The 13,493-nt window shown below is 67.7% G+C and carries 17 protein-coding genes; 8 read left to right on the top strand and 9 right to left on the bottom strand.

Annotated features, from left to right (window positions below; genetic code table 11):
• Positions 1–9: 9 nt before the first annotated feature.
• Together JRZ79_RS15785 and JRZ79_RS15780 are read left to right on the top strand one after the other, a co-directional pair.
• Positions 10–618: a DUF420 domain-containing protein gene (locus JRZ79_RS15785; RefSeq protein ID WP_010902461.1), complete on the top strand. Its 609-nt coding sequence runs from the start codon at positions 10–12 to the stop codon at positions 616–618.
• A gap of 17 nt (positions 619–635) precedes the next feature.
• A complete protein-coding gene (locus tag JRZ79_RS15780) occupies positions 636–1,115 on the top strand; it encodes a hypothetical protein (protein ID WP_205251595.1) in 480 nt (159 codons plus the stop codon).
• Between the two features lie 5 nt (positions 1,116–1,120).
• Here JRZ79_RS15780 and JRZ79_RS15775 read toward each other — a convergent pair whose 3' ends face one another.
• From JRZ79_RS15775 to cyoE, 4 genes are read right to left on the bottom strand one after another with little or no spacing between them, the layout of a single operon-like run.
• Positions 1,121–1,870, bottom strand: coding sequence for an ABC transporter permease (locus tag JRZ79_RS15775; protein WP_010902459.1), 750 nt, complete (start codon positions 1,868–1,870; stop codon positions 1,121–1,123).
• Positions 1,867–2,763 (bottom strand): ABC transporter ATP-binding protein, encoded by an 897-nt coding sequence (locus JRZ79_RS15770; protein ID WP_205252512.1) that lies wholly within the window; start codon positions 2,761–2,763, stop codon positions 1,867–1,869. The genes JRZ79_RS15775 and JRZ79_RS15770 overlap by 4 nt, the downstream gene beginning before the upstream one ends.
• A gap of 40 nt (positions 2,764–2,803) precedes the next feature.
• Complete coding sequence (locus JRZ79_RS15765) at positions 2,804–3,460, bottom strand: ABC transporter ATP-binding protein (RefSeq protein ID WP_205252511.1); 657 nt, start codon at positions 3,458–3,460, stop codon at positions 2,804–2,806.
• Complete coding sequence (cyoE, locus tag JRZ79_RS15760; protein WP_010902456.1) at positions 3,461–4,789, bottom strand: heme o synthase; 1,329 nt, start codon at positions 4,787–4,789, stop codon at positions 3,461–3,463.
• A gap of 157 nt (positions 4,790–4,946) precedes the next feature.
• On the opposite strand from cyoE, the gene coxB reads away from it, so the two are divergent.
• Positions 4,947–5,714 (top strand): cytochrome c oxidase subunit II, encoded by a 768-nt coding sequence (gene coxB / locus JRZ79_RS15755; protein WP_010902455.1) that lies wholly within the window; start codon positions 4,947–4,949, stop codon positions 5,712–5,714.
• On the opposite strand, the gene JRZ79_RS15750 is transcribed toward coxB, so the two are convergent.
• Complete coding sequence (locus JRZ79_RS15750) at positions 5,715–6,563, bottom strand: biotin--[acetyl-CoA-carboxylase] ligase (protein ID WP_205251592.1); 849 nt, start codon at positions 6,561–6,563, stop codon at positions 5,715–5,717.
• Positions 6,564–6,612: 49 nt separating this feature from the next.
• Entirely contained in the window at positions 6,613–7,470 is an 858-nt protein-coding gene (locus JRZ79_RS15745) for a heme-copper oxidase subunit III (RefSeq protein ID WP_205252510.1), read from the bottom strand.
• A gap of 142 nt (positions 7,471–7,612) precedes the next feature.
• Between JRZ79_RS15745 and JRZ79_RS15740 the strand changes: the two genes are divergently transcribed.
• The 3 genes from JRZ79_RS15740 (at position 7,613) to ctaD (ending at position 10,151) form a co-directional block, all read left to right on the top strand.
• Complete coding sequence (locus tag JRZ79_RS15740) at positions 7,613–7,975, top strand: hypothetical protein (RefSeq protein WP_070807656.1); 363 nt, start codon at positions 7,613–7,615, stop codon at positions 7,973–7,975.
• A gap of 41 nt (positions 7,976–8,016) precedes the next feature.
• Positions 8,017–8,244, top strand: coding sequence for a DUF6684 family protein (locus JRZ79_RS15735; protein WP_010902451.1), 228 nt, complete (start codon positions 8,017–8,019; stop codon positions 8,242–8,244).
• Between the two features lie 125 nt (positions 8,245–8,369).
• Entirely contained in the window at positions 8,370–10,151 is a 1,782-nt protein-coding gene (gene ctaD / locus JRZ79_RS15730; RefSeq protein ID WP_010902450.1) for a cytochrome c oxidase subunit I, read from the top strand.
• A 57-nt stretch (positions 10,152–10,208) separates the two neighbouring features.
• On the opposite strand, the gene JRZ79_RS26125 is transcribed toward ctaD, so the two are convergent.
• A complete protein-coding gene (locus JRZ79_RS26125) occupies positions 10,209–10,334 on the bottom strand; it encodes a hypothetical protein (RefSeq protein ID WP_012289206.1) in 126 nt (41 codons plus the stop codon).
• 20 nt (positions 10,335–10,354) lie between these two features.
• Here JRZ79_RS26125 and JRZ79_RS15725 point away from each other — a divergent pair, with 20 nt between their 5' ends.
• Both JRZ79_RS15725 and JRZ79_RS15720 read left to right on the top strand, forming a co-directional pair.
• Positions 10,355–10,636, top strand: coding sequence for a hypothetical protein (locus tag JRZ79_RS15725; RefSeq protein ID WP_012289205.1), 282 nt, complete (start codon positions 10,355–10,357; stop codon positions 10,634–10,636).
• Positions 10,637–10,690: 54 nt separating this feature from the next.
• Positions 10,691–11,434, top strand: a complete 744-nt coding sequence (locus tag JRZ79_RS15720) for a GNAT family N-acetyltransferase (RefSeq protein WP_010902448.1) — start codon at positions 10,691–10,693, stop codon at positions 11,432–11,434.
• A 4-nt stretch (positions 11,435–11,438) separates the two neighbouring features.
• On the opposite strand, the gene JRZ79_RS15715 is transcribed toward JRZ79_RS15720, so the two are convergent.
• Together JRZ79_RS15715 and JRZ79_RS15710 are read right to left on the bottom strand one after the other, a co-directional pair.
• On the bottom strand, positions 11,439–13,142 hold the full coding sequence (locus JRZ79_RS15715; protein WP_205251590.1) for a methylmalonyl-CoA mutase family protein: 1,704 nt from the start codon (positions 13,140–13,142) through the stop codon (positions 11,439–11,441).
• 128 nt (positions 13,143–13,270) lie between these two features.
• Positions 13,271–13,420, bottom strand: coding sequence for a hypothetical protein (locus tag JRZ79_RS15710; RefSeq protein WP_205252509.1), 150 nt, complete (start codon positions 13,418–13,420; stop codon positions 13,271–13,273).
• Positions 13,421–13,493: the final 73 nt, after the last annotated feature.

The raw sequence follows: 13,493 nt of genomic DNA, 5'->3' as shown, positions 1-13,493 counted from the left end.
CCACGGCGTATGGTATCTGTCCGCGCCGCCAGCTACGCGAAAGCCAACCCGGGACGGGTCACCATCGTGTTGTCCGTGCTCGGGTACGCGCTCGTCGCCGGCGCATTCACCGACGTCGTTGCGTTGTTCCCGCCCCTCGATGATCCGACGGTGTTGCTGTTCGCGGACCTCATCGCGGTCGTGAACACGCTCGCGCTCACCAGCCTGCTGGCCGGCGTCGCGTTCATCAAGCGCGGCGCGGTCCGCAAACACCGCGCGGCGATGCTCACCGCGTTCACGCTCATCTGCGTGTTCCTCGTGTTGTACCTCTGGAAGGTCGGCGGTGGCTTCGAGAAATCCATCGTCATCACCCAGGGGATGTTCCTCGGGCAGTTCGCGGGCGTCGTCAAGGGCGCGTACCTCCTGATGCTGGCGGTACACATCCTGCTGTCGGTCGTCTCGGTGCCAGTCGTGCTGTACGCGATCGTCCTGGGGCTGACGCATTCGCCCGCCGAGCTCAAGCGCACCAGGCACGCGACGTTCGGCCGCATCGCCGCCACCGCGTGGTCGCTGTCGCTGTTCCTCGGCGTCGTGACGTACGTCATGCTGAACCACGTCTACGCCTGGGTGCCCAGATAACACCACACGTCCACCCGATGTCACGCAGCGACGAGACGGCGACCGAACCCGCGACGGAGCCGGCCGCCGACGACACGGACCGCTGGCGGTGTGAAGACTGCGGCGCGGTCCAGCGGACACCCGAGCCACCCTGCGAGCGCTGTTGGGGGACGACGCTGTCCCCGTTGACGGACGCCCCTGACGACGGCGCGCGTGGCACGCAGGCGCTGCTGGGGCATTCACCGCCGCCACAGGACACCACGACGGACACGCCGCCGCGGCTCGCACACGTCACCGCAACGTCGACACGAACGGCCGTGGTTGCCGGTGGTGGTGCCCTCTGCCTGGGTGGCCTCGCCACCGTCGTCTCCGGCACCCCCGTGTTGGCGTCGATACCGCTGCTTGCACTCCTGTTGTGGGCCGGGACCGTCGTCGCCGCCGGGATCGCGGTCCTCGGCGTGGCCATCGCGGCCGCGGCGTTCGCCGCCGCCCACATGCGAGCCACGGACGGGGCGTGACCGCCTCACTCCGTCCACGGGATCAGGGCGGCTCCCACCCCGAACGCGACGACGGCCAGCACCAACACCACGCCGGCGTTGAACACGACCCCGTCGCCGCCGGTGAACGTCGCCGCGCGCACGCCGCGCGCGAAGTACACGAGCGGCGACGCGTTCAACAGCGGCCGGAACCACGCCGGGAACAGCGCCGGCTGCACGAACGTCTCCGAGAGGAACAACAGCGGCAACGCGATGCCGTTGCTGGCCGCGATCGCGCCGTCCTGGCCGTCGGCAAGGCTCCCGAGGATGGCGCCGATCCCGCAGAACAGCACCGACGCCGCCGGCACGAAGAACGCCAGCCACGGCGACACCGTGAAGTTCGCGCCCGTCAACAGCAACGCGACGACCAACACCGCCGCCGCGAGCACGATCAACACCACGTTCACCAGCGCGTGCGCGGCCAGCCACTCGGCCCGCGACAGGGGTGTGGTGGCGAGCTTCTCGAAGCGGTTGTCCGCGCGGTACCGCGCCACCTCACTGCCGACGCGCGACAGCGGCGTGAACAACACCACGGTTGCGAGGTACGCGGGCAGGTAATACCCCGTGGGCTGCGAGAACAGCCCCGCGCTGCTGCCGCCCTGTGTGCGCACCAGGCCGGCGAAGATCACGATCAACACCACCGGGAAGAAGAAGGTGAAAAACACCGCCGTGCGGCGCCGGAGGAACGTCCGCATCGCGCCTGTGGCTTCCGCTCGCACCCGGCCCGCCGCGCTCATTGCACCACCTCCCCGCGCTCGGCGTCACCGGCGAGCGCCAGGTAGGCGTCCTCCAGGCTGGGCTCGCGCCACGACAGCGCGTCGAAGGCCACGTCCGCGTCGTCGAGCGCGGCGGCGATCTCGCCCACTGCGGTGGGGTCGACGCCCTCGAACACGAGCCCAGCCTCGGTGCACGTGCAATCGAAGCCGGCAAGCTCTGGGTCGGCGTCGGTGTCGACGACCAGCCGCGGGCTGCCGGCGTGCGCCGCCACGAGGTCCGCGGGGGTTCCGGTGGCGGCGATGTCGCCGTCGGCGAGCAGGCCGACGCGGTCCGCGAGCGCGCTCGCCTCGGCCATGTCGTGGGTCGTCAACACGATCGTCGTGCCGTCGGCCGCGAGCCCCTCGAACACCGACCAGAGGGCGTGTCGGCCCGCCGGGTCGACGCCCGTCGTGGGTTCGTCCAGGAACAACACGTCCGGGTCGTTCACCAGCGCGGCGGCGACGCAGGCTCGGCGGCGCTGTCCGCCGGAGAGATCACCGTACCGGGTCGCGTCGTCGGGGTCGAGGCCGACCGATTCGAGCACGGCGTCGGGGGCGCGGCTGTCGGCGTACAGCCCCGCGTAATACCCGACGAGCTCGGCGGCGGTCAAGCGGTCCGGCGGCGAAAACGACTGCGGGAGCAGCCCCAGGCGCTGTTTCTGCGCGTCCTGGGGTGGCTCACCGAGCAGTTCGACGCGCCCGCCGTCGGGCGTCGTCGTGCCGGTCAGACACCGCACGAGTGTGGTCTTCCCCGCACCGTTCGGGCCGACGAGGGCGAACACCTCCCCCTCGGAGACGGACAACGATACGCCACGAAGAGCGGCGACGTCGCCGTACGACTTGGCCACGTCGTCGGCAACCAGTACCGAGTCCATACCGAGAGATCTAGCCCGGGCACTCAAATGAGTGTGGAAGTCACCAGGACGGACGCCACAGCAACACGACCACGGACGACACGAACACGACCGTAGAGACCCCGTATGGCTCGGACTCCGCGATGGTCACGGCGGCCGACGTGCTCCCGAACAGGCCCGCGAGGAGCGTTCCGAGGACCGGCCACGCGCAGCTCACACAGGACGCCAGCCCCACGAGACCCGCAACCCCCGTGCGGGCGGCGTCGGCGACGGCGGCGGCGACGAGGTACGCCAGGGTCGCGTAGCCGACGAGCTTGAACGGGATCAGGCTCACCGTCACCGCGGTGCCGCTGTACACCAGCGCCGGCCCCCAGCCGGGGGACAGCCACGCTACGCGCGCACCCAACCCCGCCCCCTGGAGCATGTACAGCCCGCCGACGCCGCCGAGCAACAGGAAGTAGCCGACGCCCACGCCGGCCGCAACCGCTGCCTGGCGGCGGGACGCCACGGACGGCACGCCCACGCGGCGGACCGCCCACACGGCGACGTTGATCCAGACGAACGGGTACACGATCGCGACCGTGTCGGTCGGGGTCGCCGTGGTCAGTGCGAAATACAGCAGGACGGCGACGAGCTCGCCGTTCAGGACGGCCGCCCACGTGAGCAGTGTCTCCCGGCTGGGGCGGACCACACTGGTCGAGACGGTCCGTGTGGGCATTCAGACCACCATCGTGTCGAGCACGACAGCGACCAGCAGACAGCCGAGGTAGGCGTTCGACGCGTGGAACGACCGCATCGCGGCGCGGCGGTCGCGCTCGCGGTGCAGCCGGATCGCGAAGTAGAGGAACACGGCCCCGAGCAACACGGTGGTTGCGGCGTACAGCGGGCCGAGCCCGGTGAGTTCTGCGAGCACGACGGCGGACGCCAGCGTCGCGCCGATGTAGTAGACGATGTGGCGGCGGGTCTTCGCCTCGCCCTCGACGACCGGCATCAGCGGGAACCCGCCGCGCTCGTAGTCGTCCTTGTACGCGAGCGCGAGGTTGTAGAAGTGCGCCGGCGTCCACAGGAAGATGACGCCCGCGAGCACGACGCCGCCGACCCCCACTGCGCCGGTGACGGCGACCCAGCCGATGAGCGCGGGCAGCGCGCCCGCGGCACCGCCGATGACCGTGCTCTGCCTGGTGTTGGGTTTCAACACGAGCGTGTACACGATCGAGTAGAACGCGATGGCGGTGAGTCCGAGCACGGCCGTCAGGAGGTTCACGGCCGCGAACGCGGCCAGTGAGGCCACCCCCAACACGACGCCGAACGCCAGCGCGTTCCGGGGCGGGATGCGGTCCGTGACCACCGGCCGGTCGTCGGTTCGCGCCATCTTCTCGTCCTGCTCGCGCTCCAGGACGTGGTTGAACGTTCCCGAGGCGCCGATCGAGAGGACGCCACCGCCGAGCGTCAACACGACGGTGGCCGCCGAGAGCTGCTGGCCGGCCCCGAGTTGGCTGCTGGCGAGCGCCATGCCGGCACCGGCGACCAGACACAGCAGCCACATCAGCCGCGGCTTCATGAGCTGCACGTACGCGCGGACGATGCCCGGCTGGGTGGGGTCGCCGTCGTCGGTGTGACGGGGTTCGCCCTCCCACTCCGCGGACGGGAGGTCGCCGGTCTGCGCGTCAAGCGTCCAGGCGAGGGCCACGACGAGCGACGCGAAGATCCCCACGCCGAGCGTTAGATGCACGCCGGTGAACGGCGCAGCGCCCGCGGACATGGCTGTGTACGCGCCGATGACGACCTGGACGGGGTAGAGTGCGAGCGCGAGCGTGACCGCCGTGCGGACGCGCCGGGACGCCCCAGTGCGCCACGCGAGCACGGCCGCGCCGACCACGGCGAGCCCGGTGAGCGCGGCGGCGGTCCGGTGGCCCCAGACGACGACCAGGTCAAGCGACTGCAGTGCGAACCACTGCCCGTTGCAGGACGGCCACGTCTGGCACGCGCTCGCGGCCCCCGTCAGCGAGGTGGTTGCGCCGAGCACGAGCAGCGAGTACACGCCCATCGCGGCGGCGGCGAGCACGGCGACGAACTGGGTGGCGGTGTTTCTGCTCACTGCGGTTCTCAGCCGGAGCTTACGGGTCGGGACACTTAGCCTATCCGACTCGCAGCGCCCCCCATTCAGCACCTATTTATGGAGTCACTCCCTACCGTCAGTCAGTATGAGAGGGAAGCGGCTTGTACCTGTTCTCGTCGCTGGCATCGCGGTCCTCGTGGCGTTCGTGGACCCGGCTGCCGCGTCGTCCGGGTACCAGTCGGCGACCGAGGAGCTCATCCGCAATCTCAACAGCCAGCTGGTTGCCGCCGCCATCACGATCACGCTGCTCGTTGAGGGGATCCTCGTATACACCGTCTGGAAGTTCCGGAACGCCGACGAGGCGAAACCGACCAAGGAGAACCGCCGGCTCGAAATCACGTGGACAGTCGCGACCGCGGTCGTCCTGCTGTTCGTCGGCGTGTCGGCCTACAGTGCAATGGGGACACCGTACTTGTTGTCCTCCGGGGACGACGTCCAGGCCGCGATGGCCAACGAGGACAGCGCCACCGTCACCGTCGAGGGCGTTCAGTGGTACTGGAACTACGACTACGCGGGGTCGAACGTCTCGATGAGTTCGGGTGCCGGCAACGACACGGTGGTTGGCAACCAGCCGCTGGTGTTACCGGCGGACACGGAGGTCACCATACAAACCGAATCCAACGACGTCATCCACGCGTTCCACGCGCCGGAGCTGGGGCTGAAAATGGACGCGCTTCCCGGCCAGCAGAACCACCTCGTCACGAACGACCTCGATGAGGGCACCTACCAGCTGTACTGCGCTGAGTTCTGTGGCGCGGGCCACTCGAAGATGCTCAGCAAGATCCACGTCGTCGACCGCGACACGTACGACGCGTACATCAACGACCCGGAGAACGTCTCCGTCGGCGCCTGACTACGCGCGCCGCAGTCGCTGACACACTCCTTCTGTTACGTGCACGCGCGCTCCGTCGGGTCGCTCCACGACGAGCGCGCCACGGTCGTCGATCGCCACGGCAGTGCCGGTGACTGGGTCGTCGTCGAAGCGGGTCACGCGCACCCGCTTGCCCAGCGTCGCGCTGCGCTCGCGGACCGCGGCGACGGCGTCGTCCATCCCGCCCGCTGTTTGGACGCGCGACACCCACGTTCGGAGGTGCTCGTGCAGCGTCGCCGCCACGGCCGTCGGATCGACAGCGCCACGCTCCGCTCGGAGCGTCGTCACGGCGCGGTCGAGATCACCGAGCGAGTCGGGATCAAGCGCCGCGTTCACGCCGACGCCGAGCACCGCAAACGACATGTCGGCGTTCGCAGGGTCGGTCTCCGGAAGCACACTCCCGACGGGCTTGCCGGCGACAGGGACTTCGTCGATGACCGCCTCAGTGAGCACGCCACACAGCTTCGACTGGTCGCTGCCGTCGGCGGCCGCGACCACCACGTCGTTGGGCCACTTCAGCCGGGCGTCGACGCCGAACGACGCAGCGGTGTCGGCGGCGGCCAGCCCGCCGGCGAGCGTGAGTCGTCCCACGTGGCTGGCTGCGATGTCGGCGCGAACGACGGTGCTCGACCAGACGCCACCGGGCGGGCTCGCCCAGGCGTTGCCGGTGCGCCCGCGGCCCGCCGTCTGCTCGTCCGCGATCACGAACGTGCCGTCGGTGGCCCCTGCCCGCGCTTCGGCGCGCGCGATGTCGTTCGTGCTCGGGCACGTCTCGCGGTGGACGACCGGTGCCGACACCTGGCGCTGGAGCGCCGCGGGATCAACAGTCATACGGCGGCGTTCGCAACGCCAGTGAAAAAGACCGGCGGGTTCGCCGTGGTTAGGCGACCGACCCGGCGTACAGCACGACGACCAGGAAGATCCAGACGATGTCGACGAAGTGCCAGTACATCGAGACCGTGCTGACTGAGGTGTGGCGCTCGGCGGAGTACTGGCCGTTCAGCCCGCGCGCCGCGATGATACCGATGAGCACCGCGCCCATCGTGACGTGCAGCCCGTGCAGGCCGGTGAGCCCGAAGAACGCGCTCTCGAAGACGCCACCGGACAGCGTGAGCCCTTCGTGGGCGATGAACTCGTAGTACTCGTAGACCTGGCCGCCGATGAAGACGACACCCAGGACGAACGTGGACACCAACAGCGCCAGGAACCGAGACCGGTTGCCCTTCCGGAGCGCGACGTGTGCGAAGTGGAGGGTGAAACTCGACACCACGAGGATGGCGGTGTTCACAACGACCAGGGAGCCCAGGAACCCGTCCGGAATGGCGCTGGCCGCGGTGCTCCACTGGGTGCCCGCGCGGATGAAGAAGTAGTACGCGAACCCGGCACCGAACGTCGCGATCTCGGAGCCCAGGAACCCGATCATCCCCCACCGGAGTGCGGTGCTGCCGCCGCCGTCGTTGCTCCAGTAGGCGGCCACGAAGGCGTGGTACACCCAGCCGTAGAGCCCGGCAAGGAAGGCGAACGTGCTTGCGATGAACACGCCCGGCCCCACCATCGGACCCACGAGTGCGCTCTCACCGCGGCCAAGCACGTAGAGTGCGGCGCCGATGTAGAAGCCCGCAGCGCCAATGGCAGTGATGAAGGGCCACCAGCTGGCCTCCCCAAAGCCCTTCGGCCAGTCCTCCACGGCCGGCAGGTGGTGGCCGTGGTCGTCGGTCGAGTCGTCCGCTACGCTCATACAACGGGGTTACGGAGCGAGTATTAAAAACCCATCCAACTGCGGCGGCCAGCCAGCGCGTCCGAGACGAACGTGTGGCTGGTGTCCCAGGACGACGGCGTGAACCGGTGGGTTTCTAATGCTGTCACCCCAAGGCGTGTGCATGGCTGAACGAACTGAGCCGGGGCTCAGCGACCAGTACACGCGAGCCAGCCCGTGGCCGATCCCGCTCGTGATCGGGATCGTCGTCACCGAGGTCGGACTCGTGTTCGAGGGGTTGACCCCGGTCGCGGTCAGTGGCATGCTGTTGTTCGCCGCCTGTGTGGTCGGGATCACTCGCGAGTCGGCGTTCGCCGACACCCTCTGGCGGCCGGGCGTCGCCGTCGGCGTGCTGTTCGCCGTGCTCGGGGCGGTCATCTACACGGGGACGACCGCCACCACCCGCGGGATCGCGATGCTCGGCACGAGTGTGCTCGTCTGGGCGGCGTCTGCGGTGGCGTTCCTCTACGAAACCCAGCGGCTCTGAACTAGCAACGTATATCAGTCAGCCACACTCACTACACACCAATGTCAGCGCGACTCTTCGACCGGGATACCATCCTGGACATCACGGTGAACCTCGTTCCCCTGGCGATTCTCGGGTTCTTCTTCGTGGTCTTCATGGTGTTGAACCCGTGGGACGGTGGGCTCACGCTGAAACGCATCATCCAGTTCGTGCTCATCGGCTGGATTTTCACCGCGCTCGCGGTGCTGACGTACTTCGCCGCCAAGGCCATCGAAGGCCCGGAGACGTAGGCACCGCCCGCCGCGCGGCGACGCCGCACAGTCTCGTGTCGACCGCTGACTTGGTGGCGTGGTCGCGCCGACATTTCCGTGGACAATCCTAAGCTTTCTTTACCGTCGAATCCTGACTAGGAGGCATGGCTACAGCAGCGTCATCGATTACACTCACTGTGCTGATGGGCGTGTTGCTCGTCGGCGTGGTCGCTGTCCTCGCGCGACTCGAGGACTGGCGGTCGTACACGCCCCTCAGCGACGTGGGCGGTGGGCTCGGGGAGCGCACCGGCTACACGCACGAGGAGAAGCCTGGGGGCATTATCCGCTGGTTCACGACGGTCGATCACAAGGACATCGGGATCCTGTACGGCGTCTACGGCACCATCGCGTTCGCATGGGGCGGGGTGTCGGTGCTCCTGATGCGGACTGAGCTTGCGACGAGCAGTGAGACGCTGATCAGCCCGTCGCTGTACAACGGGCTGTTGACGAGTCACGGGATCACGATGTTGTTCCTGTTCGGGACGCCGATGATCGCGGCCTTCGGGAACTACTTCATCCCGCTGTTGATCGACGCCGACGACATGGCGTTCCCGCGCATCAACGCGATCGCGTTCTGGCTGCTGCCGCCGGGCGCGATCCTCATCTGGTCCGGGTTTCTGATCCCGGGGATCGCCACTGCACAGACGTCGTGGACGATGTACACGCCGCTGTCGCTCCAGATGTCGAGTCCCGCGGTGGACATGATGATGCTGGGGCTGCACCTCACCGGCGTGTCCGCGACGATGGGCGCGATCAACTTCATCGCGACAATCTTCACTGAGCGCGGTGAGGACGTCGGATGGCCGGATCTGGACATCTTCTCGTGGACGATGCTCACCCAGTCCGGCCTGATCCTGTTCGCGTTCCCGCTGTTCGGCAGCGCCCTCATCATGCTGCTGCTCGACCGGAACTTCGGAACGACGTTCTTCACGGTCGCCGGCGGGGATCCGATCTTCTGGCAGCACCTCTTCTGGTTCTTCGGCCATCCCGAAGTGTACGTGCTCGTGTTGCCGCCGATGGGGATCGTGTCGCTGATCCTGCCGAAGTTCTCGGGGCGGAAGCTGTTCGGGTTCAAGTTCGTCGTCTACTCGACGCTGGCGATCGGCGTGCTGAGCTTCGGGGTGTGGGCCCACCACATGTTCACGACGGGCATCGACCCGCGGATTCGGTCGAGTTTCATGGCGGTGTCGCTGGCGATTTCGATCCCGTCGGCGGTGAAGGTGTTCAACTGGATCACCACGATGTGGAACGGGAAACTGCGCCTGACCGCGCCGATGCTGTTCTGCATCGGGTTCGTGCAGAACTTCATCATCGGCGGTGTGACCGGCGTGTTCCTCGCGGTCATTCCGATCGACCTCATCCTGCACGACACCTACTACGTGGTCGGTCACTTCCACTTCATCGTCTACGGTGCGATCGGGTTCGCGCTGTTCGCGGCGTCGTACTACTGGTTCCCGATGGTCACGGGCCGGATGTACCAGAAGCGCCTGGCGCACGCGCACTTCTGGACGGCGCTCGTCGGCTCCAACGCGACGTTCCTGGCGATGTTGTGGCTCGGCTACGGCGGGATGCCACGGCGGTACGCGACGTACATCCCGCAGTTCGCGACCGCACACCGGCTCGCAACAGTGGGGGCGTTCCTGATCGGGGTGTCGACCCTGATCTGGCTGTTCAACATGGCGACCTCGTGGCGTGAGGGGCCACGCGTCGACTCCACTGACCCATGGGACCTAGAGGAGACCGACCAGTTCACCAACGACTGGGCGTGGTTCCGTGCGAAAGAGGAGACGACCGTGCTCCCCGACGGCGGTGACGAAGCGCAATCCGAGGCGGACGCGGTGACTGACGGCGGGCAGCCGGCCGCGGACAGCGACACCGAGTCGTAGCCGCCGTCAGCGACGTTTTCTGCGGGTTCGAGCGACGTGCGTCCAGCGGCGGAGCTGTCAGGCGAGTACCAGCACGAACCCGGTGATGAACATGAGGACTGCGATCCCGCCGAACAACAGCAACAATACGACTTTGTCTTCCATGGCGCTGCGTTGGGCGTGACACCGCAAAAGGCTACTCACTGCGCCACCAACGATCGGCCGTGAGTGACACCGAGAGCAGTGGGCGTCGCATCGTGTTGTGGATGTACGCCGGCGCGATGGGGACGGCCGGCGTCTTCGGCTACGTGCTGGGCGTGATCGTGTACGGCAACGGTGGCGCGGCCGGCCCGCTCGCGACCGGGCCGTCCCCGGAGTACGGAAGCCTCGGCCCGATCGTCTTCGAGTTGACCCCGTTGAACCTCGCCGTGTTCGGGGTCTGTGCCGTGGGTGCGCTGTTGGGGGTCGGGTTGGCGGCGATCATCTTGGTGTCGAACCGCGAGTGACCACGGCGACGGGTGGCAGGCACGTATATATGCGTGGCATCCGAACGAACGATCATGATAGTTCGGGAGGCAACCCACGCCGACGGCGACGCCGTTCGTGCGGTCGCAAACGCGTCCTTGGAGGCGTCGTACGCCGATCCGTTGGGCGACGACATCGTGCACACCGCGGCCACCGAGTGGTACGACAGCGACCGCCTGGCCGACCGCCTGGACACCGACGCCGTGCAGTATCTGGTCGCCGAACGGGACGACGCGGTGGTCGGGTTCTCGGAGAGCGAGCGCGACGGGGACGTGGCGGCGATCCAGTGGCTGCACGTCCACCCGGACGCCCGGGGCGACGGGGTCGGCGGCAGCCTGCTCAGTGACACCGAAACACACCTGCTGGAACACGGCGCGAGCCGGATCGAGGGGCGGGTGCTCGCGGCCAACGAACCCGGCAACGACTTCTATCAGGCACACGGCTACGCGCGAAGCGGCACCCGGGAGCTGGCGATCCGCGACGACACCCACACCGAGCATCTGTACGTCAAGCTCCCGGCGGCCGCGAGCACGGCCGCGATGACCGAACGGCGTGAGACCACGGTCGGCGACCTCTGGGTGGCGCTGGACGAACGCGAGCGCGGCTCTGACGCGCCGTTTTACGCGGCGTACCGGGACGCGGATCGGGAGACGAAATACGGGTTTTACTGCGCGGCCTGCGAGCACGCCGACACCGCGATGAACACGATGGGGCGAGTGGCATGCAACAACTGTGGAAACGAGCGCCGGGAGACCCGGTGGGACGCGGCCTACCTCTGAGTGGTCACGCGGCGGCGGCCGTTTCCTGATAGCCACCGAACTCGTCTTTGAACACGGCCATGATCTCGCCCATGGTGGCGTACGCCTTGACCGCGGCCACGATGTACGGGATGGTGTTCTCGTCCGCGCGGATTCCGGCCCGAAGCTCGGCCAGCGTGGCCTCGACGGCGTCGTCGTCGCGCTCGGCCTTGACGTCGCTGAGGCGGCCGAGCTGCCGGTCCCGAGTGGCCTCCGCGTCGACGTGAAGCGTGTCCGGGCTGGTGTCGGCGTCCATCTCGTGTTCGTTGACGCCCACGACGGTTTCCTCGCCGTCGTCGACGCGGGACTGGTACTCGTAGGCGGACTCCTGGATCTCGCGGTGGAAGTAGCCGTCCGCGATGCCGGCCAGCACGCCGTCGCGGACGCTGCCGTCGCCCAGCTCCTTGATCTCGGTGAGGTACGCCATCGCCTCGGCCTCGATCTCGTTCGTGAGCGACTCCACGGCGAAGCTGCCACCCAGTGGGTCAACGATGTCCGCCGCGCCCGACTCCTCGGCGATGATCTGTTGGGTCCGCAACGCGACCCGCACCGCCTCCTCGCTGGGTAACGCGAGTGCTTCGTCGAAGGAGTTCGTGTGAATGCTCTGGCTCCCGCCGAGCACCGCGGCCAGCGCCTGGAGCGTGACGCGGGCGATGTTGTTCTTGGGCTGTTGGGCGGTGAGGCTCTGCCCGGCGGTCTGGGTGTGGAACTTCAGTTGCGTTGCGGCGTCGGCCTCGGCCCCGTACCAGTCGTCCATGAGGGTCGCGTAGATCCGGCGGGCCGCCCGGAACTTCGCGACCTCCTCGAAGATGGCGTTGTGGGAGTTGAAGAAAAACGAGAGCTGTGGCGCGAACGCGTCGACATCCAACCCACGGTCGATGGCGTCCTCGACGTACGCGAACCCGTCGGCGAGCGTGAACGCCAGCTCCTGGACCGCGGTCGAGCCGGCCTCGCGGATGTGGTAGCCCGACACCGAGATCGGGTGGAAGTTCGGCGTTTCGGCGACGCAGTACTCGACGACATCGGTCACCAGGTCCAGTGACGGCGTGGGCGGCACAACCCACTCTTTCTGTGCGATGAACTCCTTGAGCATGTCGTTTTGGAGGGTGCCACGGATGTCCTCACGGGGGACGCCTTGCTGGTCGGCCAACGCCAGGTACATCGCGTAGATGACCGGCGCGCTGGGGTTGATGGTGAAACTCGTCGAAACCGCCGCGAGGTCGATGCCGTCGAAGAGGATCTCCATGTCTCGGAGGGTGTCGACGGCGACGCCCTCCTTGCCGACTTCCCCGAGGCTCATTCGGTGATCGGAGTCCAGGCCCATGAGCGACGGCATGTCGAAAGCCGTCGACAGCCCGGTTTGGCCGTTGTCGATGAGGTAGTGGAAGCGCTCGTTTGTCTCCTCGGCGGTGCCGAAGCCGGCGAACTGGCGCATCGTCCACGTCCGACCCCGGTATCCCGTGGGGTAGACGCCGCGCGTGTACGGGAACTCGCCCGGGAACCCGAGGTCCTCGTTGTAGTCGGTGTCGGCGACGTCGGCGGGCGTGTAGAGCCGATCGACTTCCATGTTCGAGACGGTCGCAAACCGGGCTTTGCGCTCGCCGTACGCGTCCCGCACCGGCCCGAGCGTGGTTTCGGTCCAGTCGTCGCGTGCCTCCCGGATGTCCGCGAGGTCGTCGTCATCGTACATGTGTGACACACTCATTCAGGAAGATTCATTAAGGAACCGGTGGGGATCGGGTTCGAATGGTGGTGGTCGGGCGTGGCCATGCGGCAGCACCGAGCAGGGCTGTGGGCACGTGACTGGCGGGCAGCCGGTCAGTAGTGGCCCATGACGCCGTCTCGGCGCGCCCACCGCTGGCAGTAGTAGAACGCCACGTACCCGGCGGCGAGGTAGCCGAGGGCGGTCACCACGAGCACGGTCAACTCCCCGAGGGGGAGCGCCCAGAGCGCGACGCCGTCTGCCATTGCGATCTGGAGCAGTTGGCTGCCCTGTACGCGGCTTTTTGCGTTGTTGACGCCCAGCGTGTCGAGCGGTCGA

The sequence above is a fragment of the Halobacterium sp. BOL4-2 genome (assembly GCF_016917835.2).
GTDB classification, from domain to species: Archaea; Halobacteriota; Halobacteria; order Halobacteriales; family Halobacteriaceae; genus Halobacterium; species Halobacterium salinarum.
Note: the sequence above shows the minus strand (reverse complement) of the source record. Positions and strands in the feature narration are given on the sequence as shown.